23 protein-coding genes and 1 tRNA gene are annotated in these 26,742 nt (G+C 72.4%); 5 read left to right on the top strand and 19 right to left on the bottom strand.

Annotated features, from left to right (window positions below; translation table 11 throughout):
* Window positions 1-313, bottom strand: a 313-nt coding sequence (locus tag BIU89_RS18400; RefSeq protein WP_110864838.1) for a hypothetical protein, incomplete at its 3' end; no start/stop codon positions are given.
* Between the two features lie 195 nt (window positions 314-508).
* Between BIU89_RS18400 and BIU89_RS05290 the strand changes: the two genes are divergently transcribed.
* Both BIU89_RS05290 and BIU89_RS05295 read left to right on the top strand, forming a co-directional pair.
* Window positions 509-1,186, top strand: a complete 678-nt coding sequence (locus tag BIU89_RS05290) for a response regulator transcription factor (RefSeq protein WP_017885962.1) — start codon at window positions 509-511, stop codon at window positions 1,184-1,186.
* Window positions 1,183-2,694, top strand: a complete 1,512-nt coding sequence (locus tag BIU89_RS05295; RefSeq protein ID WP_083404177.1) for a sensor histidine kinase — start codon at window positions 1,183-1,185, stop codon at window positions 2,692-2,694. The genes BIU89_RS05290 and BIU89_RS05295 overlap by 4 nt, the downstream gene beginning before the upstream one ends.
* Before the next feature lie 10 nt (window positions 2,695-2,704).
* Here the strand turns inward: BIU89_RS05295 and BIU89_RS05300 are convergent, their stop codons facing one another.
* The 15 genes from BIU89_RS05300 to rplU form a co-directional block, all read right to left on the bottom strand.
* Window positions 2,705-6,115, bottom strand: coding sequence for an error-prone DNA polymerase (locus tag BIU89_RS05300; protein WP_071245024.1), 3,411 nt, complete (start codon window positions 6,113-6,115; stop codon window positions 2,705-2,707).
* Between the two features lie 31 nt (window positions 6,116-6,146).
* A complete protein-coding gene (locus tag BIU89_RS05305) occupies window positions 6,147-7,775 on the bottom strand; it encodes a DNA polymerase Y family protein (RefSeq protein WP_083404186.1) in 1,629 nt (542 codons plus the stop codon).
* On the bottom strand, window positions 7,772-8,611 hold the full coding sequence (locus BIU89_RS05310) for a hypothetical protein (protein WP_254791499.1): 840 nt from the start codon (window positions 8,609-8,611) through the stop codon (window positions 7,772-7,774). The genes BIU89_RS05305 and BIU89_RS05310 overlap by 4 nt, the downstream gene beginning before the upstream one ends.
* Before the next feature lie 76 nt (window positions 8,612-8,687).
* On the bottom strand, window positions 8,688-10,205 hold the full coding sequence (locus BIU89_RS05315; protein ID WP_071245025.1) for an anthranilate synthase component I family protein: 1,518 nt from the start codon (window positions 10,203-10,205) through the stop codon (window positions 8,688-8,690).
* Window positions 10,184-11,107 (bottom strand): aldose 1-epimerase family protein, encoded by a 924-nt coding sequence (locus BIU89_RS05320; protein WP_071245026.1) that lies wholly within the window; start codon window positions 11,105-11,107, stop codon window positions 10,184-10,186. The genes BIU89_RS05315 and BIU89_RS05320 overlap by 22 nt, the downstream gene beginning before the upstream one ends.
* 79 nt (window positions 11,108-11,186) lie before the next feature.
* A tRNA-Ala gene (locus tag BIU89_RS05325) sits at window positions 11,187-11,259 on the bottom strand.
* Between the two features lie 108 nt (window positions 11,260-11,367).
* Complete coding sequence (gene rsfS, locus BIU89_RS05330; RefSeq protein WP_027464721.1) at window positions 11,368-11,742, bottom strand: ribosome silencing factor; 375 nt, start codon at window positions 11,740-11,742, stop codon at window positions 11,368-11,370.
* 132 nt (window positions 11,743-11,874) lie between these two features.
* Window positions 11,875-13,335, bottom strand: a complete 1,461-nt coding sequence (locus tag BIU89_RS05335) for a hypothetical protein (protein ID WP_071245027.1) — start codon at window positions 13,333-13,335, stop codon at window positions 11,875-11,877.
* Window positions 13,332-13,931, bottom strand: a complete 600-nt coding sequence (gene nadD, locus BIU89_RS05340; RefSeq protein ID WP_027464719.1) for a nicotinate-nucleotide adenylyltransferase — start codon at window positions 13,929-13,931, stop codon at window positions 13,332-13,334. Before nadD ends, BIU89_RS05335 begins: the two co-directional genes overlap by 4 nt.
* 11 nt (window positions 13,932-13,942) lie before the next feature.
* Window positions 13,943-14,143, bottom strand: a complete 201-nt coding sequence (locus BIU89_RS05345) for a hypothetical protein (RefSeq protein ID WP_035807661.1) — start codon at window positions 14,141-14,143, stop codon at window positions 13,943-13,945.
* A 40-nt stretch (window positions 14,144-14,183) separates the two neighbouring features.
* Window positions 14,184-15,449 carry a glutamate-5-semialdehyde dehydrogenase gene (locus tag BIU89_RS05350; RefSeq protein WP_071245028.1) on the bottom strand — a complete coding sequence of 422 codons (1,266 nt, stop codon included), beginning with the start codon at window positions 15,447-15,449 and terminating at the stop codon, window positions 14,184-14,186.
* A gap of 965 nt (window positions 15,450-16,414) precedes the next feature.
* The gene (gene proB, locus BIU89_RS05355; RefSeq protein WP_083404179.1) at window positions 16,415-17,233 is read right to left on the bottom strand and encodes a glutamate 5-kinase; all 819 of its coding nucleotides are present in this window, start codon (window positions 17,231-17,233) and stop codon (window positions 16,415-16,417) included.
* Between the two features lie 7 nt (window positions 17,234-17,240).
* Window positions 17,241-18,803 carry a GTPase ObgE gene (obgE, locus tag BIU89_RS05360; RefSeq protein ID WP_071245029.1) on the bottom strand — a complete coding sequence of 521 codons (1,563 nt, stop codon included), beginning with the start codon at window positions 18,801-18,803 and terminating at the stop codon, window positions 17,241-17,243.
* Between the two features lie 104 nt (window positions 18,804-18,907).
* The gene (gene rpmA, locus BIU89_RS05365; RefSeq protein ID WP_017885976.1) at window positions 18,908-19,159 is read right to left on the bottom strand and encodes a 50S ribosomal protein L27; all 252 of its coding nucleotides are present in this window, start codon (window positions 19,157-19,159) and stop codon (window positions 18,908-18,910) included.
* Between the two features lie 12 nt (window positions 19,160-19,171).
* Window positions 19,172-19,480 carry a 50S ribosomal protein L21 gene (rplU, locus tag BIU89_RS05370; protein ID WP_027464715.1) on the bottom strand — a complete coding sequence of 103 codons (309 nt, stop codon included), beginning with the start codon at window positions 19,478-19,480 and terminating at the stop codon, window positions 19,172-19,174.
* A gap of 180 nt (window positions 19,481-19,660) precedes the next feature.
* Here rplU and BIU89_RS05375 point away from each other — a divergent pair, with 180 nt between their 5' ends.
* The gene (locus BIU89_RS05375) at window positions 19,661-19,933 is read left to right on the top strand and encodes a DUF4031 domain-containing protein (RefSeq protein ID WP_027464714.1); all 273 of its coding nucleotides are present in this window, start codon (window positions 19,661-19,663) and stop codon (window positions 19,931-19,933) included.
* A 197-nt stretch (window positions 19,934-20,130) separates the two neighbouring features.
* On the opposite strand, the gene BIU89_RS05380 is transcribed toward BIU89_RS05375, so the two are convergent.
* Complete coding sequence (locus BIU89_RS05380; RefSeq protein WP_071245030.1) at window positions 20,131-20,952, bottom strand: hypothetical protein; 822 nt, start codon at window positions 20,950-20,952, stop codon at window positions 20,131-20,133.
* Window position 20,953: 1 nt separating this feature from the next.
* A complete protein-coding gene (locus BIU89_RS05385) occupies window positions 20,954-23,929 on the bottom strand; it encodes an Rne/Rng family ribonuclease (RefSeq protein ID WP_071245031.1) in 2,976 nt (991 codons plus the stop codon).
* A gap of 347 nt (window positions 23,930-24,276) precedes the next feature.
* On the opposite strand from BIU89_RS05385, the gene BIU89_RS05390 reads away from it, so the two are divergent.
* A complete protein-coding gene (locus BIU89_RS05390; protein WP_071245032.1) occupies window positions 24,277-24,879 on the top strand; it encodes a vitamin K epoxide reductase family protein in 603 nt (200 codons plus the stop codon).
* A 31-nt stretch (window positions 24,880-24,910) separates the two neighbouring features.
* A complete protein-coding gene (locus BIU89_RS05395) occupies window positions 24,911-25,774 on the top strand; it encodes a DsbA family protein (protein ID WP_071245033.1) in 864 nt (287 codons plus the stop codon).
* 109 nt (window positions 25,775-25,883) lie between these two features.
* Here BIU89_RS05395 and BIU89_RS05400 read toward each other — a convergent pair whose 3' ends face one another.
* Window positions 25,884-26,732 (bottom strand): DsbA family protein, encoded by an 849-nt coding sequence (locus tag BIU89_RS05400; RefSeq protein ID WP_071245034.1) that lies wholly within the window; start codon window positions 26,730-26,732, stop codon window positions 25,884-25,886.
* Window positions 26,733-26,742 lie beyond the last annotated feature (10 nt).

The raw sequence follows: 26,742 nt of genomic DNA on the forward strand, positions 1-26,742 counted from the left end.
AGCGCGCTGCGCAGGCCGCTTCCGACGCCGTCCGGACGACGTCCGACCAGATCACCGCGGTTGGGACGACGTCGGTCGCGGTCGCACCCGGGATGCCGGCGTCGGCGTACCGGCTGATCTCCGCGACGACGGCCTCGGTGCCGACCTCGCGTGCAGCACGGCTCGCCACGTCCGGCACGGCCGTCCGCAGCTCCGCGACCACGCGGTCGCGCGGAGCGTCCTCCAGCTGCGCGAGCGCGCCGATGCCCTTCCACGCGGCGTCCAGTTCGGCGCGCAGGCGCACGATGGCCGGGTGGTCGATCGAGTCGTTCATGATCCCCCAGTGCGGGCGGCGCATCGGGTCGCGCTGTCCGCTGCCGGAGCCTAGCAACGAAGCAAGCGGCGCTCACGTCCCTAGAACGTGGGACAGACCGTTCTGCTCTGTCCTGTGACGAGATTCAGCGAGTCGGACCCGGAGAACGGCCCTCCGCGCCGGTTCGATGCCACGATGGGTCCGAGGAGGTCCACTATGCGGCTGTTGGTGGTCGAGGACGACGACGAGATGCGTGCCCTGATGGAACGCGGACTCGCGGCCGAGGGGTACCGGGTCACGGCCGTCGAGAACGGTGTCGAGGCGCTCATCGCCCTCGGCGAGCAGGCGTTCGATCTGGCGGTCGTGGACGTGATGATGCCCGGCATGTCCGGCTTCGAGCTCGCGCGGCGGATCCGTGAGCGCGAGGACCCCGTGCGGATCCTGCTCGTGACCGCGCGTGACGCCGTCGACGACCGCGTGTTCGGGCTCGACGCCGGCGCGGACGACTACCTCACCAAGCCCTTCGCCTTCGCCGAGCTCACCGCCCGGCTGCGTGCGCTCGGCCGTCGCGAGTCCGCCGGGGCTCCCCGCACGATCGAGGTCGGGGACGTGTCGATCGACTCCGAGGCCCGCCGCATCTCGATCAAGGGGCAGCGCGTCGCCGTGAGCCCCACCGAGTTCGCCCTGCTCCGACTGCTCGCCCGCTCCGCCGGCAGTGTCGTCGACCGCCCGAAGATCCTCGAAGAGGTCTGGGACGGTTCGCAGCACGTCGACCCGAACGTGGTCGAGCAGTACATCTCGTACCTCCGCAAGAAGCTCACCGCGCACGAGGCCACCGTCGCCATCGCCACGGTCCGCGGTCGCGGGTACCGCCTGGATCTGCTCGGGGCGTGAACGGGGCCGACGACGCCCCACGATCGGGCCGCCGACGCGGCGGTCCAATCCGGCCGCTGCGTCTGCTGTCGCTGCGTGCCCGGATCACGATCGGCTCGACGGCGATCGCCGCGATCGTCATCCTGTTGCTCGTCCTGGTGATGCGGTTCCAGGTGGTGAGCGTCGTCGCGAGTGCGACGCGCACGCTGCTCGACGCCGACGCCGACCCCTACGTCGCCACGCTCGAGGTCGACAGCGACCCCGACCTGTCGCCGCCGGGCAACGCGCAGCTCGTCGCCGTCGTGTCCCCGTCCGGCGAGATCGTGCTGTCGACGATGCCCGACCGTGTCGAGCAGGCGCTCGGCAGTCTGCGGTCCACCCCTGCCGGTACCTCGATCATCACCGTCTCCGGCTCGGAGTACCGCGTCGTGGTGGAGCACCCCGTCAACGAGGCCGGCCGATGGACGGTCGTGGCCGCCCGCAACTCGCAGGCCGAGGCCATCGTCGTCGACGACCTCACGACGACCCTGTCGTTGACCGGCCTGGCGATCCTGCTCGCCTTCGGCGTGGCGTCCTGGGTGCTCGCGACCACCGCACTGAGGCCGGTGAACCGGATGCGCCGCGAGGCCGAACGGCTCTCCGTCGCCCCGGAGCGTGCCGAGCTGCCGGTAGGCCCCGCGCAGGACGAGCTGGCGTCCCTGGCGACCACGCTCAACGCCTTCCTCGCCCGGACCCGGCAGGCGACCGAGCGCGAACGCCAGATGGTGTCGGACGCCAGCCACGAGCTCCGGACACCCCTGGCGATCCTGACGACCCAGCTCGACCTCGCCTCGCTCGACGGGAACGACGCCGCCGCCCTCGCCGCCCACATCGAACGCGCCAAGCACAGCGTCGCGCGGTTGTCGCGGCTGGCGAACGACCTGCTCGCGCTGTCGCGGATCGAGGAGTCCGAGCGGCGTGAACAGGACGGCGACCGGCGACCCGAGACCGCGTGGTCGGACCTCGGCGACGAGGTGATGGCCGCGGTCGACCGTGTCCGGCTCATCGCCTCGGCGAAGGACGTCACGGTCGACTTCGACCTCGAGCCGCCCGTCGCCGTCGGCGGTTCCGGCCCGGGCATCGGCGGCGGCACCGTCGAACCGCGGTACCGGATCGACACCGGCGGGATGGCCCAGCTCGTCACGAACATCGCTGGCAACGCCGTGGCCGCACTCCCCCGTGGCGGCGGCATCTTCGTGTCCTGGCGGAGCACCGGCGGCGAAGGCGTCCTGCAGATCACCGACGACGGCCCCGGCGTGCCCGAGTCCTTCATCCCCGTGGCGTTCGACCGCTTCACGCGTCCGGACGAGGCCCGGACGTCCCGCCCGAACCCGGACCCGTCGACCGGGGTCGGCGCCCTGCCCGGCGGCTCCGGGCTGGGACTCGCGATCGTGCGTGCGGTGGCGGAACGGGCGGGAGGCACGGCGTCCCTCCGCAACGTGCCCGCCGGTGGACTCGAGGTCACGATCCGCCTGCCCGAGGTGCGCTGAGCACGACCGCTCACTGGAAGTCCCGCGAGCGGGTGCGGACGGACAGCGACAGGTGCTCGATGCGGTCCGCCACCAGGTTGACGACCCCGTCGGGTGAGCGCTCGAGGATGCCCCGGACGATCACCGCCGGGGACTCCCGCGCCACCCGGCGGAAGCGCCCCCAGACCCCGACGCTGCAGATGACGTTGACCAGCCCGGTCTCGTCCTCGACGTTCAGGAAGGTGATGCCGGAGGCCGTCGCCGGACGCTGCCGGTGCGTCACGATCCCGCCGACCTCGACCCGTCGTCCGGTCTCGGCGGTCGCGGTGTCCTGCACGCTGAGCACCCGGCGGGCGGCGAGGCGGTCGCGCACGTGCCGGACGGGGTGGTCGTCGGTCGTCATGCCCGTCGACCACATGTCGGCGATGAGCACGTCCCCGCTCGTCATCTGCCCGAAGAGCGGCGGCTGCACGAACACCTGCGTGTCCGGCAACTGGTCCGGGCGCTCGGCGGCCGCCTGGGCAGCCGACCACATCGCACCGCGGCGGTCGATGTCGAAGGGGGCGAAGGCATCGGCAGCGGCGAGTGCCTCGAGCTGCGGCGTGGTGAGCCCGACCCGTCGGGCCAGGTCCGACATGTCGCGGAAGGGGCCGTTCGCGTCCCGCTCCGCGACGATCTTCTCGGCGCTCTTCCGGCTGAGCGACGCGACCTCGGCGAGCCCGAGCCGCACGGCGAAGGCACCGTCGCGTCGGTGGCTCGCGGTGTCGTCGGGGAGCGCCTTGTCGAAGGGCAGCACCGGGGGCTGCTCGGTGGCCAGGCACGCGTCGTCACCGGCAGGGGCGTCCCCGTCCGGCAGCGGTTCGAGCGTGGCGTCGACCCCGGACCGCAGGATGTCCGGTCGCAGCACGCGGACGCCGTGCCGTCGGGCGTCGGCGACCAGGGTCTGCGGTGAGTAGAACCCCATCGGCTGCGCCCGGAGCAGGGCAGCCAGGAACGCCCCCGGGTAGTGCAGCCGCATCCACGCGCTCGCGTAGACGATGAGCGCGAAGCTGATCGAGTGGCTCTCCGCGAAGCCGAAGTTCGCGAAGGCCTGGATCTTCGCGTAGATGGCGTCGGCGTCCGCACCGTGGATGCCGTTGTCCGCCATCCCCGTGTAGAGCTTGTCGCGCAGCCGGTCGATCTTCTCGTGCCCGCGCTTCGACCCCATCGCCCGTCGCAGCAGGTCGGCGTCGTCACCGGAGCAGTTGCCGACCGCGATCGCCATCTGCATGAGCTGCTCCTGGAACAGCGGGACCCCGAGGGTGCGTTCGAGCACGGGTTCGAGCGCCGGGTGCATGTACGTGATCGGTTCCTCGCCCGTGCGCCGGCGGATGTAGGGGTGCACCGCGCCGCCCTGGATCGGCCCGGGTCGGACGAGTGCGACCTCGATCACCAGGTCGTAGAACCGCCGCGGGAGCAGTCGGGGCAGGGTGCCCATCTGCGCGCGGGACTCCACCTGGAACACCCCGATCGTGTCCGCGCGGCACAGCTGGTCGTAGACCCCCTGTTCTTCCTTCGGGATGGAGTGCATCTCCCAGCGCTCCCCGCAGTGCTCTGCCGCCAGGTCGAACGAGTACTGCAGGGCCGCGAGCATGCCGAGCCCGAGCATGTCGAACTTCACGAGCCCCATGTAGGCGCAGTCGTCCTTGTCCCACTGCAGCACGGTGCGGCCGTCCATCCGGGCGTGCTCGATCGGCACGACCTCGCCCACCGGGCGGTCGGTCAGCACCATGCCGCCGGAGTGGATGCCGAGGTGCCGCGGGAACCCGAGGACGTCGCTCGCGAGCCCGACGACCGCCGGCGGGATGTCGTGGTCCTGGCTCTCGGTCACCGAGCCCCACCGCTCGACCTGCTTCGACCAGGCGTCCTGCTGCCCGGGGCTGTGGCCGAGCGCCTTCGCCATGTCACGCACCGCACCCTTGGGCCGGTAGGTGATGACGTTCGCGACCTGGGCGGCGTTGTGCCGGCCGTACTTGGCGTACACGTACTGGATCACCTCTTCGCGGCGGTCCGAGTCGAAGTCGACGTCGATGTCGGGTTCCTCGTCGCGCATCGCCGACAGGAACCGCTCGAACGGCAATCCGTACCGGATCGAGTCCACCGCGGTGATCTCGAGCAGGTAGCAGACCGCCGAGTTCGCCGCCGAGCCACGCCCCTGGCAGAGGATGCCCCGACCGCGGGCGTACTGCACCATGTCGCGCACGATCAGGAAGTACCCCGGGAAGTTCTTCTCCTCGATCACGGACAGCTCCCGCTCGATGCGCTCCCGCTTGCGGGGGTCGACGCCGTCGGCGCTGCCGGGGTAGAACCGCCGGGCACCCGTCCACGTGAGCTCGCGGAGCCACGACATCGCGGTGTGTCCGTCCGGGACGTCGAGGTCGGGCAACCCGGGCTGCACGGTCTTCAGCCGGAACCCGAGCTCGTCGGCGAGTTCCACGGTCCGCTCGATCGCGCCGGGGTAGCGCCCGAACCGTCTGGCCATCTCGGCGCCGGAGCGCAGGTGGGCGGTGTCGGCGGCCGGCAGCCAGCCGTCGATCTCGTCGAGGCTGCGACGGGCACGCACCGCCGCGAGTGCGGTCGCCACCGGGAACCGGTCGGGGGTGGCGTAGTGCACGTTGCCGGTGGCGACCAGGGGCAGCGCGTGCTTCGCGGCGAGGGCGGCCAGGGCGTCGTTGCGGGCGCTGTCGAGCGGGTCGCCGTGGTCGAGCAGCTCCACGACGACGTTGCGGCTGCCGAACCGGTCGAGCAGCACCCGGAGCGCGGTCTCGGCGGCGGGCTCGCCACCCTGCTCGAGGGCCTGCCGAACGGAGCCCTTCCGGCACCCGGTGAGGACGCGCCAGTGCCCGTCCGCCCGCGCGGCGAGGTCGTCGAGGTCGTACTGCGGGCTGCCCTTCTCGGACCCGGCTGCCAGGTGTGCGCTCGTCACCGCGCCGGCGAGCCGGTGGTAGCCGTCCTGGCCGTCGGCGAGCAGGAGCAGGTGCGAGCCCTCGGGGTCGGGCACACCGTTCTGCGGTTCGGTCAGCCCCAGGGACAGCTCGGTGCCGAACACGGTGCCGACCTGCGGGTACGACTCGGCGACCTCGGCCATCCGGGCGGCCCCGTAGAAGCCGTCGTGGTCGGTGAGCGCGAGGGCGTGCAGTCGGAGCCGAGCAGCTTCTTCGAACAGGTGCTCGGGCTGACTGGCGCCGTCGAGGAAGCTGAAGGCCGAATGTGCGTGCAGTTCGGCGTACGGCACCACGGGCCCGCCGTCGGTGTCGAGCGGTGACGGGACGTACGGCTCGCGCTTCCGCGACCACGCGGGGCTGTCGCCGCCGTCGCCGTCGTGCGCCGTGCCCGGGCTCCGCTTGTCGGACAGCGCGCGCTCGAACTGCGACCACGGGATGGGTGGGTTGCTGTAGCCCATCAGGTCACGCTCCTGTCGGTGGTGGTCGGGGTCACGTCGCGATCGCCTCGGCCCACCAGCGGTGGTCCGCCAGCACCAGGTACCAGGCACGCCCCTCGGCGTCGACGAGCTGCAGCCGGTGCAGGCGTCGACCGCCGGACTCCCACCACCGGACGACGAGCGGCCACGGGCCCGCCCAGGCCGTCACGGCCGAGAAGCCGCCGCCCCGGTCGCCCTCGGCACGGAACCGTTCGGGTGCGCCGGACAGCACGCCGCGCTCGTCGACGTCGACGCTCGCACCACCGACGGCGACGACGTCGACCGGTCGGGGGCGCTCGAGCACGGTGGCAGGGGGCGGGCCGGGCAGCTTGCCGGGCCACGGACGGTCGCGCACGGTCGCCAGGGCTCGCTCACCGCCGGCGGGCGCGTCGCCCCACGGCACGAGCACCACGCGCTCGGACAGGGTGCGGCCCCCACCGATGCGCGGACTCACCACGCCGTCGTGGCCGACCATGCCCTGGATCCGGGCGAGGCCGTGGTGCACGCGCTCGTCCGGGCCGGAGCCCCACAGCCCGCGCTCGTGGTTCGCCATGTCGTCGACGGCGACCGGCTCGAGCACGACCGAGGTGACCGGCGCCTCGAGCCCGCTGGGGTCCACCCCGCCGGCGAGCTGCCACCGCACCCGGTCGACCACGTCGGCAGCGTCGAACCAGCGCGGGTGCGCCCAGGTCCGTTCGAGCAGGATGTCGCGCTCGTCGACGATCCCCACACGGATGGTCGTCGCCACGAGTCCCGCGGCCCGGAGTCGGTCGGCGAAGTCGTCGGCGGAACGCCGGAACGCGAACGCGATCTGGTCGGCACGGTCCAGCGGGGGTTCGAACGACGCCTCGACCCGGAGTTCCGGCGGGATCTCCCGCGCCGCGATCTCGCGGGGGTCGCGGCCCCCGGCCAATCGGTGCAGGAACGCCCCGGCCACGCCGAAGCGGTCCCGCACCTGTTCGTCGCCGAGTGCCGCGAAGTCGCCGAGCGTGGTGATGCCGAGCCGGTCGAGCACCGTCGTGAGGTCGGGGTCGCCGAGCACACCGAGCGGCAGGTGCGCGAGGAAGTCCGCCGATCCCCCGACGGGCACGAGCCGCACCCGTTCACCGGGGCGCACCGGACGGGCCCGGGCGGCCTGGTCCGCCGCGAACGGGGTGTCGGCCACCCCGGCCCGCACCGCGGGGGCGCCGTGGTCGGCCGCGATGCCGGCAAGGGTCGCCGCCGCCGCGCGCTCACCGCCGTAGTACCGGGCCGGGCCGCGGGCGCGGAGCGCGAGGGTGCCCGGCCGCAGCACCTCGACCCCGGGGACCGCAGCCTCGACCGCACGGATGACGGGCTCGAAGGCGCGGTGGTCGAGGGCGTCGTCGTAGGGCTGCACGAGGAGCTCGGGGCACCGTGCCTGGGCCTCACGCACGCGGAGCCCCCGCACGACACCCTGCTCACGCGCGGACGCGGAGCTCGCGAACACGAGCCCCTTGGCGGTCAGGGCGAGGGGCTGCTCCGGCGGGGTGCCACCGGCCCGAGCCGCCGCGATGACCGGCCAGTCCGGGCACCAGAGCACGATCGTCCGGGTCGGGAGTGGTTCGGGCAGTGCCGCCCCACGCGTGATCGCGTCGGTCCGGACGCGCCCGGCGGCGATCACGACGCCACCGCCACGGGCCGCAGCACGCGGGTGTCCCCGGAGCCCACCGTCGGCACCGGTGTGGCGGCCCGGACCGCACCGTCGGCCGCGGGCAGGAGCAGCTCGGCGGTCGCCGGACGCACCGCGCCGGCACGCCCGGTCGCGGTCACGGTGGCCCGGCGCTCCGTCAGGTGGCCGTGGCCCTGACCGATGCCGCTCCACGTCGAGGACGTGACCCGCAGCGTGACGTCCGCCCCGGGCCAGGAGCCGAGCGCGACGAGTGCGCCACCGCGCTGTCGCAGCCGAGCCGACAGCCGTGCCACGTCGCCCGGCACGACCCGGCCGAGCGGTCGGGTGAGGACGATCTGGGCGACGTCGGCCATCGCCGCCGTCACGGCGAGCCACTGGTCACCGGGATCGGGGACGAGCACGAGCCGTTCGAGGTCGATCCCCGCGGCGGCGGCGGCTTCGATCCCGAAGGACGGCACCCCGACGACCGCACACCACGCCCCGGCAGCCGAGGCCGCCTGCAGCATCGTGATCGCGAGCAGCACCGACTCGGGGACGGCGTAGGTGCCACCGACCCGGATCGCGCCGCCGGGCAGCAGGGGTTCGAGCGCCGGGGCCGTGGGGAGCCCGGCGGTGTCGACCCGGGTGGACTCCATGTCGGCCACCCGGGACCGCAGGGACGTGATGCGGTCGAGCGCAGCCCGGGCATCGCTCAGGTGGTCCGGTCCACGGCGCGCACCGCCACCGCCCGCACCGCTGCCACCGCGTGCAGCACCGCTCCGCCCGCCCCGGTCCGGGGTGGGCGACCGGAGTGTCGCCGCCGTCTGCATGCCCTCATATTCGAACATGTGTTCGATGATGTCAATCGCGTCCGACATCCGTGGACAGTCCTGATCGAACACGTGTTCGGATCAAGGCGTCAGCTCACCAGCTGGCGACCGACCCGACTCCGCCGAGCACCGACCGCGTCTTGGTCTCGACCTCGTCCGCCTCGTCCGCGGGCACCGACGACCAGGTCACCGCTCCCCCGGCTCCGAGGGTCCGGGAACGCACCGCACCCGACTCGTCGAGCACGGTCACGAGGCTACGGATCGCCACCGACAGGTCGACCGCCCCGCTCGCCGAGAAGTACCCGATCGCGCCCGAGTACACCCCGCGCGGCGCCCCCTCGAGCCGGTCCGCGATCGCCGTGGCACTGCTCTTCGGCGCCCCGGTCATCGACCCCGGCGGGAACGCCACGTGCACCACGTCGGCCCGCGACGTCCCCGGCGGCAGCACCGCCCCGATCGTCGAGACCAGCTGGTGCACGCTGGCGTACGTCTCGACGGCGCACAGCCGCTCGACGTGCACCGACCCCGGCACCGCGGTCCGCAGCAGGTCGTTCCGCAGCAGGTCGACGATCATCACGTTCTCGGCGCGATCCTTCGGGCTCGCCGCCAGGTCGTCCCGCGCGGCCGCGTCCGCCACCGCGTCGGCGAGCCGCCGCCGGGTGCCCTTGATCGGCTCCGCGAGCACCGCTCCGGCCGCGTCGATCCGCAGGAACCGCTCCGGTGACCGGCTCGCCACGCGCAGCGGGCCGAGCCGCAGGAACGCACCGAACGGGACGGGGTCGGACGCCCGCATCCGCAGGTACTCGCCCAGGTGCGGGTCCGCACCGGGGCCGCCACGGGCCTCCTGACCGACCGCGAAGGCGGTGGTGAGGCAGACCTGGAACGCGTTCCCCTCGCGGATCTCCGCGCGGCACACGTCGACCGCCCGCTCGTAGGCGGCACGCGTCACGCGTCCGGTCGCCGTGGACACCCCGGCCGGGAGGCCCGTGGCCGCGTCCACGACGCCGACCGACGTCGCGGGGGTGCGCATCTCTTCGAGCCACGAGCGGTTCCGCGCGCTGGCCGCCGGTTCCGCGTCGGCGACGAGCGCGAGCGCCCAGGCGCCACCGGTGTGGTCGACGACGACGGCTCGGTCGACGAACCGCAGGTCGGCGTCGGCGTGCCCGTCGGCGGTGCGGTCCGGGCCGCCGGACTCGCGGCCGAGCTCGTAGCCGAGGAACCCGACCCAGCCCAGCGCGAACCCGCACCCGACGACCGGCTCGGGCAGGCTGGGCGTGCGTCGGAGCAGGTCAGCCAGCACCGCGAAGGCCGGACGCTCCTCGGATCGGGCGGGCCCGAACCACTCCTGGGCGGGCGGGGCGACCGTCAGGTGCGCGCGACGGTCCTGGTGCCGGAACCGGGCGGCGAACGGCCCGTCCGTCCACGCCAGCACGGACCAGCGGGCCCGGGGCCGAGCCGTGGCGGGAGCACCGTCGGGCAGGCCGGAGTCGAGCCACACCAGGTCCCCGGCGACCTGCGCCGCCAGGGCCGCGAGGTCGGGGACCGGGTCGAGTCGGCGGACCTCGACGCGGACGCCGGGGTCGGGGGTGCTCAGATCGCGGCGATCGTCCATGCGGCGGCGTGCGAGGCACCGGGCGCGAGCACCACGAGGCCGCGGTCCTCGCCGTCGTTGAAGGCGTCCGGGGCGCACGTCATCGGCTCGACGGCGAGACCTGCGCGGTGGTACTCGGGGACCACGTGGTCGGCGGTGTGCACCTGGGCCCAGCCGCACTCCGGCCCGAAGGTCGCACGGACCCCGTGGCCGTCCGCCGCCGTGACCGCGATGGTGGCGAGGCCGGCGGCGTCACGGTCGAAGCCGGTGAAGGCGTGGTCGATGAACCGGTCGCCGATCAGCGTGGGCGTGCGCAGGTCGAACTCGTCGTGCACGGGGACCAGGTCGGTCGGGACGAGCCGGTCCGGCGTCACCTCGAGCACCTGGGCGGCGGGGAGCGTCAGGGTCCAGTCGTCGACGGTGCCGGCACCCGCGTCGAGGTAGGGGTGCGGGCCGGTCCCCCACGGCGCGTCCTCGGCGCCGGTGTTCGTCCCGGTGATCGTGGTGTGCAGCCCCTCGGCGTCGAGCCGGTATTCCACGGTGACCTCGACGCGGTACGGGTAGCCCTGCTGCGCCTGCACGGTCGTGGCGAGCACCACGCGGTCGTCCGCCTGCTCCTGCACGCGGAAGTCCGTCCACGCGACGAGTCCGTGCAGGGCGTGGTGCCGTGCGGGCTCGTTGAGGGCGAGCTCGTGGTCGACGCCGCCGAAGGAGTACTCGCCGTCGACGATCCGGTTCGGCCACGGGGCCAGGACGGCACCGCGGAAGACCGGGCGGACCTCGTCGGCGTCGAACGGGACGACCAGGTCTCGGCCCTCGTGCCGCAGGGTCCGCAGTGTCGCTCCGACGGTGGCGATGTCGGCCGTGTACCCGGCGGAGGCGATCGTCAGCGGGGACCCGGACAGCGGCGCGTCGTTGCTCATGCGCTCAGCGTATCGGGCCGCCGAGGCCTGACGGGCGCACGAAAAACCCCGCCGTTCCGAGGAACGACGGGGTTGAGGGTGGATCTGAGGGGACTCGAACCCCTGACCCCCTGCATGCCATGCAGGTGCGCTACCAGCTGCGCCACAGACCCAGATCGTGCTGCTTTCGTACCAACCGGTTCCCCGGAGGCACCATAGAAGCGTACACCATGCGAACGCCGGGCGACGAAATCGAAGCCGTCACCCGGGCGCGTCGCTGATCAGGCGGTGTGGTCCACCGGGAGCTCGAGCGGGATCGTCGGGCAGTCGGCCCAGAGACGCTCGAGCGAGTAGTACTGGCGGTCTTCGTCGTGGAAGACGTGCACGATGATCTCGCCGAAGTCGATGAGGACCCAGCGGCCCTCGGTACGGCCTTCGCGGCGGAGCGTCTTGGCACCGAGCTCGAGGAGGCGTTCTTCAACGGCATCGGCGATGGACTGCACGTTGCGCTCGTTCCGACCGGTTGCGAGCAGGAACACGTCCGTGAGCTGCAACGGCCCGGTCACGTCGAGAGCGACGAGGTCCTCGGCCTGCTTGGCGTCGGCCGCGAGTGCTGCGGCCTGCACGAGTTCCAGTGCGCGAGTGGAGGCGGTCACGGATTCCTTCCGGTCGTCGAACCGACGGACAGCCGGTTCGCTTGATGGGTCACGATCATAAGCCACCCCGCCGACAGCGGCCAGGCCAGGGTCGGCGGGGTGGTGGAGAACGGACGTCGGGGACGGCAGCGGTCAGCCGCCGAACGCGTGGGTGGTGAGCAGTGCGGTGATGATGACACCGGCCGCAGCCAGTCCGACCGCGCCGACCGTGACACCGAGGATCAGCGGCGTGCGCGACTCCTTCGGCTTGGCGGCGGCGAGCACGACCTGGCGGGTCGAGGTGTGGCTGGACACCGCGCGGCTGGCCCGGACCGGGCTGGCGTCGGTGTCGGGCTGCTCGTCCTGCTGCTCGAGCAGGCGGTCGACCTCGGCGCCGTCGATCGGCCGGTGCGACCCCGTCGACGACAGCGATGCCGGCAGGTCGATCGACCCCGTCAGGATCACCTCGCCCGTCGCGTTCAGGGCGCCGGTGGGGTCTGCCAGGGCCGAGTTCGGCAGGATGATCGCGTTCGTGTTCGTCACCGCGACGCGACGGGTGCCGGTCTCGGCGTCGTGCACCTCGGAGTCGTTCGAGTCGTGCGCCTGCTGGGACCAGTGGCCGGCGGGCGGCGCGAAGGCCGTGGTCACCGGCTTCGGCTCGGTCGGGCGCTGGAACGCGGCGGGGACCTTCGGAGCTTCGGTGGCGGGCTCGGGCAGCGGCACCTCGTTGGTGTCGTCGTCCTCGGCGTCGAGCGAGAGCGGGAACACCGCGGGGGTCGCTGCGGCGGTGTTCGTCGGGATCGGCACCGGCGTGACGGCGGGCTGCGACCCGGCAGCGGGAGCGGGTGCATCCTCGGACGGCTCGTCCGCCGGGGCGACGTCGGTCGTCTCGTCCGCAGGGGCGTCGTCCACCGGCGCATCCGACTCGGGGACGTCGGTCGCCGGCGTGTCGGAGTCGGTGACGTCGGCGGGCGGCGACCACGTCGACCGGTGGCGGCGGGGCTCCTCGGCGTGCGCGGCGGCTTCGTCGAGGGGCTCGAGCGCGTCCGGGGAGCCGTCGGCCTCGGTGGCCTGGGCGACCGCGGCCTGGTCGAGGACCGTCGGGGCAGCGGGCTGCTCGTCGTGCGTGGCCTCGGCGTCCGGAGCACTCTGCGGCCCGGCGGTGGGGTCGATCGTGTCCACCGACCCGAGGACGTCCTCGACGGTGCGGTCGGACGACTGGGGCGTGGGGTCCTGCAGCGGGACCGGCTGCACCGCCTGGCGCTCGGCGGCGCGGAGCTGCCGGATCTGCCGACGGGTGAGTCCACCGCTGCCGGGGACGATCTCGGTCGCGGAGGCAGGCGGGAACGGCGGCACACCGGCCGCGGGCGCCGACGCCGGGACGGACGAGGCAGACGCCGGAGCGGTCTGCGCCGACGCCGGCGCGGACGACTGGGCGGGGCCACCGGGGGCCGGGGCGACGTGCGACCCGGGACGGCGGGACTCAGGGGTCTCGGCGGCGGGTGCGGCGACGGTCGGGGGCGGCGTCGCGGGCTGCGAACCGGCCGCGGCGGCACGCTCCCGCTCGCGCGCCTGGCGCCGCGACAGGGGCGGCTGCGCGTCGGACGAACTCATGCAACGCTCCGATACAGATGGTGCTTGGAGATGTACTGGACGACACCGTCGGGAACCAAGTACCAGACGGGGAACCCCCGTCGAACCCGGTCACGGCAATCCGTCGAGGATATGGCCAGTGCAGGGACTTCGAGCAAGCTTACGTCCCGCTCGGGCAATCCGGTGAGGCTCAAGGCGTGTCCCGGACGCGTCACGGCCACGAAGTGCGCGAGGTCCCAGAGACCATCATGGTCTTTCCAGTCGACGATCTGCTGAACGGCATCTGCGCCCGAGATGAAGACGAGCTGGGCATCTGGTCGCTGTTCGTGCAGATCCCGCAGGGTGTCGACGGTGTACGTCGGCCCCGGGCGGTCGATGTCCACGCGGCTGACGGTGAACATCGGGTTCGACGCGGTGGCGATCACGGTCATCAGGTACCGGTGCTCGGCGTCGGTGACGTCGGACTTCATGTACGGCTGTCCGGTGGGGACGAAGACGACCTCGTCGAGGTCGAACGCCCGCGCCACCTCGGACGCCGCGACCAGGTGCCCGTGGTGGATGGGGTCGAACGTGCCACCCATCACGCCGATGCGTGGCCGTCCGGTGGTCTCGAGCATCGAGTGGTCGGTCAGATCTTGGTGTGGCCGAACTCGTCGACACCCGTCTCGTGGTGGCGGGTGGCCTCGAACTTCTGGGAGTGACGGTAGGCCACGTCACGGAAGCTCCAGGTCACGAAGCCGAGGAAGATGAAGAAGAGGGCGCCGACCATGGGGAACACGAACGCGGGCGCCCCGGAGGCGTGCTCAGCAGCTTCTGCGAGGAGGGTCATCGTTCGTGCTCCGTTCGGTCGGGGAAAGACGCCGTTCAGTCTAGCCGCGGATCTGCCCGGAGCCGCGCACGATCCACTTCGTGCTCGTCAGCTCCGGCAGGCCCATCGGACCGCGCGCGTGCAGCTTCTGCGTGGAGATGCCGACCTCGGCCCCGAAACCGAACTCGCCGCCGTCGGTGAACCGGGTCGACGCGTTCACCATCACGACCGCCGAGTCGACGGTCGCCAGGAACCGTTCGGCGGTGTCGACGTCGTTCGTGACGATCGACTCCGTGTGGTGCGTCGACCACCGTGCGATGTGCGCCATCGCCGCGTCGACGTCGGGCACGACGCGGATCGACAGGTCGAGGTCCATCGACTCGGTCGCCCAGTCGTCGTCGGTGGCACGGAGCACCCCGGGCACGATCGCCCGCGTGGCGTCGTCACCGCGCAGCGTCACACCGGACGCCCGCAACCGGTCGGCCAGCACCGGCAGGAGTCGTTCGGCCGCGGCCTCGTGCACCAGGAGGGTCTCGAGGGCGTTGCACACGCTCGGCCGCTGCACCTTGCTGTTCAGGACGATGTCGACCGCACGCTGCTCCGGCGCGGAGGCGTCGAGGAACACGTGCACGACGCCCGCACCGGTCTCGATGACGGGCACCTGCGACTCGGTGACGACGGTCTGGATGAGTGCGGCGCTCCCCCGCGGGATCAGCACGTCGACCAGGCCACGTGCGCGCATGAGCTCGGTGGCACCGGCGCGGCCGAACTCGTCGATGGTCTGCACCAGGTCGCGGGGCAGGCCGACCGACTCGACCGCGTCCTGGATCCGGGCGACGAGCACGGCGTTCGTGTGCCGGGCCGCCGATCCGCCACGGAGCACTACGGCGTTGCCCGACTTGAGCGCGAGCGAGGCGATGTCGACGGTGACGTTCGGGCGTGCCTCGTAGATCGCCCCGACGACACCGAACGGCACGCGCACCTGGGTGAGCTGGAGTCCGTTCGGCAGCTGCGACCCGCGCAGGTGCTCCCCCACGGGGTCGGTCAGCCCGACGACGTGCTCGACCGCGGCGGCGAGGGCTTCGATCCGGACGGGGTCGAGTCGCAGCCGGTCGAGCAGCCCGGACGAGAGTCCGCCGTCCTCGCCGGCGACGAGGTCGTCGTGGTTCGCGGCGACGATCTCGTCGGTCGCGGCACGCACCGCCGAGGCGATCGCACCGAGGGCCGCGTCCTTGACGGCGGTCGTCGCGGTCGCGAGCGCCGACGAGGCGGCCCGAGCGGCCACGAGCTTGTCGGTCAGGGTCGGGGCGGGCGCGATCGACGACATGGACCGATTGTAGGTCCGTCCCTCGGTTCGTGACGGGCGTTCCGGACACTCGCCGTGCCTCCGGGCCCGGTCCGCCCGACCACCGGTCACGACGCGTCGTCCCCGCCCGCCGAGCGGTCATAGATCGTCGCTCCGCGCCGACCGTATCGACGGTTCCCGACCACACGACCGCGCCCCGACGGTGAGTCGTGACCGCCTGGAGGCCCGCCACCGGCCTCCGGGACCCGCACCGGACCTCCAGGCGGTCGCGTCCACCCCGGCGGGTGGCCGCGTCGACCGGTCACGACACGTCGTCCCGCACCACGTGAGCGGTCGCAGACCGTCGCTCCGCGACGCCCGCACCGACGGTTCCCGACCACACGACCGCGCCCGACGGGGAGTCGTGACCGCCTGGAGGCCCGCCACCGGTCCCGGGACCCGCACCGGGCCTCCAGGCGGTCGCGTCCACCCCGTGGGTCGGTCACGACACGTCGTCCCGCACCACGCGAACGGTCGCAGGCCGTCGCTCCGCGCCGACCGCACCGACGGTTCCCGACCACACGACCGCGCCCCGACGGGGAGTCGTGACCGCCTGGAGGCCCGCCACCGGCCCCCGGGACCCGCACCGGACCTCCAGATGGTCGCGTCCACCCCGGCGGCTGGCCGCGTCGACCGGTCACGACACGTCGTCCCCCGCCCGCCGAGCGGTCACAGATCGTCGCTCCGCGACGCCCGCGCCGACGGTTCCCGACCACACGACCGCGCCCCGACGGGGAGTCGTGACCGCCTGGAGGCCCGCCACCGGCCCTCGGGAGCCGCACCGGACCTCCAGACGGTCGCGTCCACCCCGTCGGTCGGTCACGACACGTCGTCCCGCACCACGCGAGCGGTCACAGGCCGTCGCTCCGCGACGCCCGCGCCGACGGTTCCCGACCACACGACCGCGCCCCGACGGTGAGTCGTGACCACTCCGGGCGCAACCCGTCTCAGGGACGCGGCGCGGCGTGGAACCAGGTGCCGAGGTGTTCGCCCGCCAACGCGCGGTCGACCAGCGCCGTGTCGGTCACGAGCACCGCGGTGCCCGCCTCGGCCGCGAGCCGCGCGGCGGCGACCTTGGTCCCCGCTCCCCCGGTGCCGACGCCGGCGGTGCCGATCGAGCCGAAGGTGACCCCGGTCAGCTCGTCGCCGAACGGCACCTCGTCGATGCGGGTCGCGCCGGGCTGCTCCGGGGGCGCCGTGTAGAGCGCCTCGACGTCGGAGAGCAGCACGAGGGCGTCGGCCCCGAGCAGCCGGGCCACCAGGGCCGCGAGCCGGTCGTTGTCGCCGAAGCGGATCTCGTGCGTGGCGACGGTGTCGTTCTCGTTCACGATCGGGAGCACGCGCAGGGCGAGCAAGCGGTCGATGGCGCGCTGGGCGTTCACCCGGTGTGTGGGGTTCTGCAGGTCACCGGCAGTGAGCAGGATCTGCGCCGCGACGACGCCGTGCCGATCGAGTTCCTTCTGGTACCGGAACATCAGGACGTTCTGCCCGGTGGCCGCCGCAGCCTGCTGCGTGGCGAGGTCGTCCGGTCGGCCCTCGAGTCCGAGGAACGGGAAACCGGTCGCGATCGCGCCGGACGACACGAGCACGACCTCGGTCCCCCGACCGTAGGCGGCGGCCAGGGCGTCCACCAGGGGGCCGATCTGGCCGGCGGCGTCACCGCTGACCGAGGACGAGCCGACCTTGACCACGATCCGCCGCGCACGCGGGATGTCCTCGCGCCGGGTGACGGGTCCGAGGTCGGTGCGGGCGGTCGTGTCGGTCATGCCGTGGTCAGTCCTTCTGGTCGCTGGTCTCGACCTGCTCGCTGGTGCCGAGCTGGTCGCTGGTCACCACGTCGTCGTCCACCCAGAGCCCGGAGACGCGCTCCTGCTCGAGCTCGGCCCGGGCGGCCGCCTTGGCGTCCATCCGCTCGAAGTACTCCTCGCGCCGCTCGTTGCGGGTCGGACGCGAGGTCGCACCGATGCGGGCGTCGGTGCCACGGGCGCTCGTGATGAGCTCCGCGGTCGACGTGAGCGTGGGCTCCCAGTCGAACACCATGCCGCCGTCGCCACCGATGACGACGGTCGAGCCGGCGACGGCTCCGGCCTTGAACAGGCCGTCCTCGACGCCGAGCTTCGCGAGCCGGTCGGCCAGGTAGCCGATCGCCTCTTCGTTGGTGAAGTCGGTCTGCTGCACCCAGCGCTCCGGCTTGGCGCCGCGGACGCGGTAGAAGCGGTGCTCCTCGCCGCCCTCGGCGCGCACGGTGAACGGCTTCTCGTTGACCGAGCGGGGGCGGAGCACGATGCGCTCCGGCACGGGCTCGGCCGCACGGGCGGCGCGGGCCTGCTCGACGATGTCGGCCAGGGCGAAGGTCAGCTCACGGAGCCCCTTGCGGGACGCCGTGGAGATCGGGAAGACGCGGTAGCCGCGGCCCTCGAGCTCGGCGGTGACGAACTCGGCGAGCTCCTGCGCCTCGGGCACGTCGATCTTGTTCAGGGCGATGAGCTGCGGGCGCTCGAGCAGCGGCACCTGGCCCTCGGGGACCGGGTAGCGCTCGAGCTCGCCGAGGATGACGTCGAGGTCGCTGATCGGGTCGCGGCCCGGGTCGAGCGTGGCGCAGTCGATGACGTGGAGCAGCGCCTCGCACCGCTCGACGTGGCGCAGGAACTCGAGGCCCAGGCCCTTGCCCTCGGACGCGCCCTCGATCAGACCGGGGACGTCGGCGACGGTGAACCGGGTGTCACCGGACTCGACGACACCGAGGTTCGGGGTGAGGGTCGTGAACGGGTAGTCCGCGATCTTCGGCTTGGCGGCGGAGACGGCGGCGATGAGCGAGGACTTGCCGGCGCTCGGGAACCCGACGAGGGCGACGTCGGCGATGGTCTTCAGCTCGAGGCTGATGTCCCCCGCCCAGCCCTCGGTGCCGAGCAGCGCGAAGCCGGGGGCCTTGCGCTTCGTGGTGGAGAGCGCCGCGTTGCCGAGGCCGCCCTGTCCACCGGGGGCCACGACGACGCGCATGCCGGGCTCGGTGAGGTCGGCGATGACGTCGCCGGACTCGTCGTACACCACGGTGCCGACGGGCATCGGGAGCTCGAGGACCTCGCCGCTGACACCGCTGCGGTGGTCGCCCATGCCGGGCTGCCCGTTCTTCGACGAGCGGTGCGGGGAACGGTGGTAGCCGAGCAGCGTCGTCACCTGCGGGTCGGCCACGAGCACGATGTCGCCGCCGTCACCGCCGTTGCCGCCGTCGGGCCCGGCGAGGGGCTTGAACTTCTCACGGCGGACCGACACGCAGCCGTTGCCGCCGTGCCCCGCGCTGAGGTGCAGGGTCACGCGGTCGACGAAGGTCGCCATGGGTCCACTCCTGGTGTTTCGTTGTGCCGACGGGATCGTCGGCGGGAAAAGCGAAGGAGGGGCGGGCACTCGGCCCGCCCCTCCAGCTGCAGTCGTTCGAACGACTACGCGTTGACGATGTTGATGACCTTGCGGCCACCCTTGGTGCCGAACTCGACCGAACCGGACGAGAGGGCGAACAGCGTGTCGTCGCCACCGCGGCCGACGTTGGCGCCCGGGTGGAAGTGGGTCCCACGCTGACGGACGATGATCTCGCCGGCGTTGACGACCTCGCCACCGAAGCGCTTCACGCCGAGGCGCTGTGCGTTCGAGTCACGACCGTTGCGAGTGGAACTCGCACCCTTCTTGTGTGCCATGAGTTGACTCCCTTACGCGATCTTGGTGATCTTGACGCGGGTCAGCTCAGCGCGGAAACCCTGGCGCTTCTTGTACCCGGTCTTGTTCTTGAACTTCTGGATGATGACCTTGGGACCACGGAGGTCGTCGAGCACCTCGGCGGTGACGGTCACGTTCGCGAGCTCGGAAGCCGCCGACGTGATCTTGTCACCGTCCACGAGGAGCACGGGGGCGAGGTCGATGTTGCCCTTGTCGTCCGCCTTGGCACGGTCGATGGTCAGGATGGTGCCGACCTCGACCTTCTCCTGACGGCCGCCGGCGCGCACTACTGCGTAAACCACGTGGAAATCCTTACGTAACTCTGCTTGAGGGAAGTCTCGGGTGCCCACTTCTGCACGAGCGGCTCCCGGGAAGGCCGGGCCCGATCGGCGACGCAGGCAGAACGGCCCGCTGACACCAGGGACCGAGAATACTCGATCACCCTGGGTCCGGTCAAACGGCGACACCCGTACGATTGCACGGTGACCGTGTTGATCGACCCACCGACGTGGCCCGCCCACGACACACTGTGGTCGCACCTCGTCAGTGATGAATCCTACGCGGAACTCCACGCGTTCGCTGCGCGGGCCGGTGTGCCGCGCCGTGCGTTCGACCACGACCACTACGACGTCCCGCTCTCGCGGTACGACGAACTGGTGGCCGCGGGCGCCTCGGCGGTGACCGGTCGCGAGCTCGTGCTGCGGTTGATCCGCAGTGGGCTGCGCGTGGCGCAGCGGGACAAGCGCAGCCGCTGACAGCGCGTCAGGGCGGCCGGGAGGCCCGGTTCGGGTCCGCCCCGCGCGGCACCTCGCACGGCGCGCCGCCGGCTCGCAGGGCCGCGCGCACGGTGCGAGGTTCCGTACTCCGTGCGACGCGGAGACGGGCGCACCGAGTACGGAACCTCGCACGGGTCGGCGGGGGCCTCGCACCGTGCGAGGGGCCGCGGGCGGGCTCAGCGGGGCGCTGGACCGCCCCAGGGGTTCGCCGGGGGCTGCTGCTGGGGCTGCTGCTGGATCGTCGACGGCGGCACCGCGTCGGCGGGTCGGACGGTGCCCGGCATGCCCAGGGTCGTCGACGGGCCTCGTCCGCGGCGCGGTCGACCGAGCCAGAGCCAGGCCGCCGTGGCGGTCGCCAGGAGCATCACCGTGAACGGCAGACCGTTCTGCAGCGGCCGCGTGACCACGTCGATGACGAGCTGGGAGGCGCCGGCGGTGGTCGCTCCGAGCGACCCGGTGAAGACCCCGACGAGCATCAGGGCCACCGTGCCAGCGGCGCCGGCGAGGACCACGCGGAGCAGGAGCCTCGGCAGCGGACTGCGGCGGTCGATCGGCGTCAGGAACGCCAGGGCCAGGAACGCGCCGACGTAGTACGGGAACGGCGCCACGAAGACCCCGGTCGTGAAGCTGCCGAGCAGGCTCGTGCCGGCGCCGTAGTGCCGGAACGGACTGACCACGAGCGAGGTGCCGAGCAGCCCGAAGAGCCCGGACACGAACTCGACGAGCACCAGCGCCACCACGGCGATGAGCGCGCCGGCCGTGTTCGTCACCGAGGCTCCGGGCGCGAAGGCCCGACGCGGGTCTGCCGGGGCACGGGGCGGCCGCGGCGGGGCGTACGGCGCACCGGCACCGGGCTGACGCCCGTACTGCGGCACACCGCCCTGCTGCGGCGGCACGGGGCCACCGGGCTGCTGGGCACCCGGGCCGGGCGGTGCGGGCTGGGACCAGCCCGCACCGTAGTACCCACGCTGCTGCTGCGGGTCGCCCGGGTTCGTCACGTCAGTTCCCCAGGATCACTGCGCCGTCGGAGCCGTCGGCGTCGTCGGTCGGCTCCTCCGTCGGCGTGGCCGGAGCGCTGATGCTCGGCGACGAGACCCGGCGGGAACGCGAGCGCCCCTGTCCGGGCTGCTTCGGCTCCGGGAGCGCCTGGAGCACCGAGTCGAGCAGGGACTCGGCGTCCGGGGCGACCGCGCGGGGCTCGCGCTTGGGCGCCGCGGCGATCGGGATGTCCAGGATCGCGACGGTGTTGTCGGTCGGGGTCACGGTGGCGCTCGAGCTCACGCGACGGCGGGCCGGGGCCTTCGCCTTCGGTGCGGCAGCGGGCTCCGTGACGGCCGGAGCAGCGGCCTTCGGCGCGTGCGCCTCTGGCTCGACGACCACGGCGGGCTCGGCGGTTGCCGAGGACTCCGGTGCGTCCGACTGCTCGGCGGCCTCGGCCTGCGCGGCCGCCTGCTGGTCGCCGTTCTGCTGGTCTCCCCCGCGGCTTCCACGGCCACGACGACGACGCTTCGAACCGGTCGGCTGTTCGCCACCCGTGCTGTCCGTGCCGGTCGACGCGTCGGCCGACGACGGTGCCGTGGTCTCCGTCGCGGTCACGGCAGCCGCCGCTGCCTCTTGCTCGTCGTGCGACAGGGTCGAGGCGGCGATCCGCGACAGCGCGTTCTTCACGTCGTCCGTGATCTGGTGCGCCTGGCTGGACGCGCCGTGCGACGGCCCCGACGACCCCGACGAACCGGAGTTCCCGTTGCCGTTGCCGCCGTTCCCGCCGTTGCCGGACCGGCCGTTCTCGTTGCCGTTCCCGCCACGGCCCTTGCGGCGACCCTTGCTCGGGCCCGGGTCGGCGTTGTTGTCGTTGATCTTGGCGTTGACCTCGTCGAGGGACTCGCGCAGGCCGACACCGATCTTCTTGCGGGTCATCTGCACGAGGCCGAGCGAGGTGATCTCGGCGACCTGGTGCTTCGTCCGGTCGCGGCTCAGGCACTCCACCAGGCGGCGGAGCACGAGGTCGCGGTTCTCCTCGAGCACCATGTCGATGAAGTCGACGACGATGATGCCGCCGATGTCCCGCAGGCGGAGCTGCCGGACGATCTCCTCGGCGGCCTCGAGGTTGTTCTTCGTGACCGTCTCCTCGAGGTTGCCGCCGGAACCGACGAACTTGCCCGTGTTGACGTCGACGACCGTCATGGCCTCGGTGCGGTCGATGACGAGCGAACCACCGGAGGGCAGCCAGACCTTGCGGTCGAGCGCCTTGTCGATCTGCTCGTTGAGGCGGAACTCCTCGAAGGAGTCGGGGCCCTCGTACCGGACGACGCGGTCCTTGAGGTCCGGGGCGACGGCCGACAGGTACTCGTCGATGGTGCCGCCGGCGGCCTCGCCGTCGATGATCAGCTTCGTGAAGTCCTCGTTGAAGACGTCGCGGACGATCTTGATGAGCAGGTCGGGCTCGGAGTGCAGCATCACCGGGGCGTGGCCACCGGCGACCTTCTTCTGGATGGCCTCCCACTGGCTGGTCAGGCGCTGCACGTCGCGGGTGAGCTGCTCCTCGGTCGCACCCTCGGCAGCGGTGCGCACGATTACGCCCGCGTGCTCCGGCAGGACCTCCTTCAGGATCTTCTTCAGTCGGGCACGCTCGGTGTCCGGCAGCTTGCGCGAGATCCCGTTCATCGAGCCGTTCGGCACGTAGACCAGGTAGCGACCCGGCAGCGAGATCTGGCTGGTGAGGCGCGCACCCTTGTGGCCGACCGGGTCCTTGGTGACCTGCACGAGGACCTTGTCGCCCGGCTTGAGCGCTGCTTCGATGCGGCGACCGTGGTTGCCGGTCTCGACGGAGTTCCAGTCGACCTCACCGGCGTAGAGCACGGCGTTCCGGCCACGACCGATGTCGACGAACGCCGCCTCCATCGAGGGCAGGACGTTCTGCACCTTGCCGAGGTAGACGTTGCCGATGAGCGACACGTTCTCGGACTTGGTGATGTAGTGCTCGGCGAGGATGCCGTCCTCGAGCACGCCGATCTCGATCGTCGACGAGCTGGAGCGGACGATCATCTGGCGGTCGACGCTCTCGCGGCGGGCGAGGAACTCGTCCTCGCTGACCACCTGACGGCGGCGTCCGGCATCGCGGCCGTCACGACGGCGCTGCTTCTTCGCCTCGAGCCGGGTCGAGCCCTTGATGCGCTGCGGCTCGGTGATGAGCTCCGGCTCGCGGCGGCGCGGCTCCTGGTGGTCGCGCGGCTCGCGGGCCTCGCGGTCGGCGCTCGAACCACGGCGACGCGAGCGACGGCGCGAGCCGCCCTGGTCGTCGCGGTCGTCACGGTCGCGATCGCGGTCGCGGTCGAACCGATCCTCGCGGTCGTAGCGGTCGTCCTCGTCACGGTCGCGGTCGCGGTCACGATCGCGGTCGCGCTCGAACCGGGGCGCGCGCTGCGGCAGCTCCGGCAGCACCGGCGCGTGGAAGATCAGGCTGAGCGTGCTCGTGGCCTTCGGCACGAACGGCTCGTCAGCGGGTGCTGCGTCGTCGCTCGCCTCGGCCGTCGGTGCGGCATCGGCCGGACGGGAGGCGCGGTCCGCGTCCGCCCCGTCGGTCGCGGTCGCCGACTGGTCGCCCGTCACGACCGGCAGGTCACCGGTCAGCGTGCTCACGTCGTGCGGCTCGGCACCGCTGTCGGCGACGGCCTCGACCTCGACGGAGACCGCCCCGGTGTCGGTCGGCTCGACGGGCGACGCCGGCGAGGCCGGGGAGTCGGGCGAGTCCGGCGAATCGGGAGAGTCCGGCGAACCGGCCGACGCGACGCCGGCCGCGGGACGGGCGTCAGCGCCGCCCGTCAGCGCGAGGGTCTCGTCGGCGTGGGGTACCTGCTCGGCGCCCCCACGGGCCTCCTGGCCGGACGACCGGGCGCGGCGACCGCCGAACAGGCGGCTCCGGCGCTTCGGCGCGTTCTCGTCGTTGGTCGTGTTGTCGTTGTTCTGCTCCACCATGGACTGGTGCACTCCTCGGCCCCACTCGCACCCTTTCGGGTGGCGGGAATTCTGTGTCGTGGCGGGCGGCGTCGACGCCCCCGCGCTCGCTGTCTCGTGATCGGTCCGCGTCAACTTCTCGTTGCGTCCGCGCCCGTTCCGGTCCGGGCACCCGGCCCGGTCCGGCTCGGCGTCGGAGTGACGCTGCCCGACCACAGTGCGCTCTCACCGCACCTGATCGTCCGGGTTCGGCCCGGTGGGGCGTCACTCGGAAAGCTCTCTTCGGTGTGCGGTTGGCCGCACGACCTCCAGGCATTATCGCATGCCGCACCCGGAAAGCACCGGAACCCGCATGCGATGATGACCGCGTGACCGCGTCTGCCCCTGCCCCCCGTCGTCCGATCGCGATGGCGGTCTTCCTGCTCGTCACCGGGATCGTCGGCCTGTTCGGCTCGTTCCGGCTCGTCCTCGACGAGTTCACGAAGTACCAGAACCCGAAGGCCGTCCTGAGCTGTGACGTGAACCCGTTCATCAACTGCTCCGACGTGATGGCCAGCTGGCAGGGGCACCTGTTCGGGTTCCCGAACCCGCTGCTCGGCGTCATGGGGTTCGTCGCCCCGATCGCCGTCGCGGTGCTGCTGCTCGCCGGGTTCCGGAACGGTTCGCGCTGGTTCTGGATCGTCTTCAACGCCGGTGTCTTCCTGGCATGGGTGTTCGTGACCTGGCTGTTCACGCAGACCGTCTTCGTCATCGGTGCCCTGTGCCCGTGGTGCATGCTCGTCTGGTCGATGACCATCCCGATGTTCTGGGTGTTCACCATCTGGAACACGGCGCAGGGTCGCTTCGGCGCCGGGGCGCAGCGCGTCGGGCGGTCGCTCCTGCCCTTCAGCTGGGCGTTCGCGCTGGCGAACTACCTGGTCATCATCGTCACGATCATCATCAAGTTCCCCGCGGTGCTCACCAGCTTCTGAGCCGTCCCCGCTGCCCCTACGCTCGGGATCGATGAGCGAGCACGAGAGCAGCAGGGCACGCCGGGACGCCGCACGGGAACGTGCGCGAGCGGCGCGGGCCGCGGAGCAGTCTCGACGCCGGCGCCTCCGCACACTCGGCATCAGCGGGATCGTCGTCGGGAGCCTCGCGGTGGTCGCGGTCGTCGTCCTGGTGATCGCGAACTCCGTGCAGCCCGCCGGGCCGGGTCCGCGGAACACGGCGAGCGACGGCGTCCTGCTCACCGGGGTGCACGGCAGGATCGTGCCCGTCGAGACCCGGGCGGTGCCCGATGGTGGGACCCCGACGCCGACCGAGCAGGACGGCTCCAAGGCCGCGATCACGATCTACGCGGACTACATGTGCCCGTACTGCAACCAGTTCGAGACGGCCCAGATGCCCCGGATCCGACAGTGGGTCGAGGACGGCACCGCGACCCTCGAGCTGCATCCGCTCGGGCTGCTCGACCGCGTGTCGCTCGGATCGCGGTACTCCACCCGGTCGGCTGCGGCTGCCGCCTGTGTGGCGGACCACGACCCGGACGCGTTCCTGGCGTTCAACAGCTCGCTCTACGAACACCAGCCCTCGGAGAGCACGCGCGGACTCACGAACGACGAGCTGGCGTCCCTCGCGCGCCAGGCCGGGGCGACGGATCCGGCCGTGGCACCCTGCATCACCCGGCAGGACTTCGCCGGGTGGGTCGCCGACGCCACGAACCGGGCGATGAACGACCCGGTGCCGAACTCGTCGCTCGACGGGATCACGAGCACGCCGACGATCATCGTCGACGGCGAGCAGTACAACGCGGACGGCGCGGCGTCCCTCGCCGACGTCGACGCGTTCGCGGCCTTCGTCCGGAAGCACGGCAGGGCGTCCTAGCCGTGCGCACCGTCCCGCCGCGTCCTCGCGGCGCGACCGCCCGCCCGCCGCACGACGAACGGCCCCCGCTCCCGGATGGGAGCGAGGGCCGTCGGTCGTTCGGGGAGTGCTACTTCGCCGCGGCGTCGATCGCGGTGATGACGGTGCTCAGGTCGTCCAGGCGCTTGCCGTCGACGACGATCGTCGGCGTGCCGAAGCCCTGCGTGCCCGCGAGCGCCTCGTTCGTGGTGACGGCCTGCGTGGACTTCGTCACCCAACCCTTGAACTGCTCGGACGACAGGCACTCGGACAGGTCCGAACCGGTCGCGCCGCCCGCCTTGACGAGCTTCGCGATCTCGGAGTTCGTCAGGCCCTTGGTGCCCTCGGCCGGCTGGTTCTCGAAGAACTGCGTCTGCACGTCGAGGAACTTGTCCGGCGCGTAGTTCGCCACGCACATGGCGGCGTTCGCGGCACGGCTGGCGTAGCGGGAGCCCGCGTAGCTGCGGTCGAGGATCGACACCGGCTGGATCGCCAGGGTCGCGTCGCCCGACTTCACCTTGTCGAGGATCTGGTCGGAGTAGGCCGCCTCGAACTGCTTGCAGACCGGGCAGGCCCAGTCGACGTACTCGGTGACCGTCACGGCGCCGTCGCTGTTCGCCGTCGGGACCGGCGAGGCCGAGCCCGTCGGGGAGACGGCCGGCGTGGTCACCGGGGTGACCCTGCCGTCCTGGCCGGTGAACTGGATCGCGCCGGTGGCCATGTTCTTCGGCCCCGCTGCGGACACCACGGGCGCGTTGTTCACGTTCACCACGACGATCGCGATGATCGCGGCGATCGCCACGATGCCCAGACCGATGCCGCCCTGCAGGAACCACTTGTTGCGGCGCTTGCGGCGCTTCTCGGCGTCGGCGCGCTGGCGCGCGACCTCTCGGGCGTGCTGACGCCGCTCGTTCTTGGTGGGTCGGTCGTTGTTCGTCACGTCGTCCCCG

The sequence above is a fragment of the Curtobacterium sp. MCBA15_005 genome, from assembly GCF_001864855.1.
GTDB classification, from domain to species: Bacteria; Actinomycetota; Actinomycetes; order Actinomycetales; family Microbacteriaceae; genus Curtobacterium; species Curtobacterium flaccumfaciens.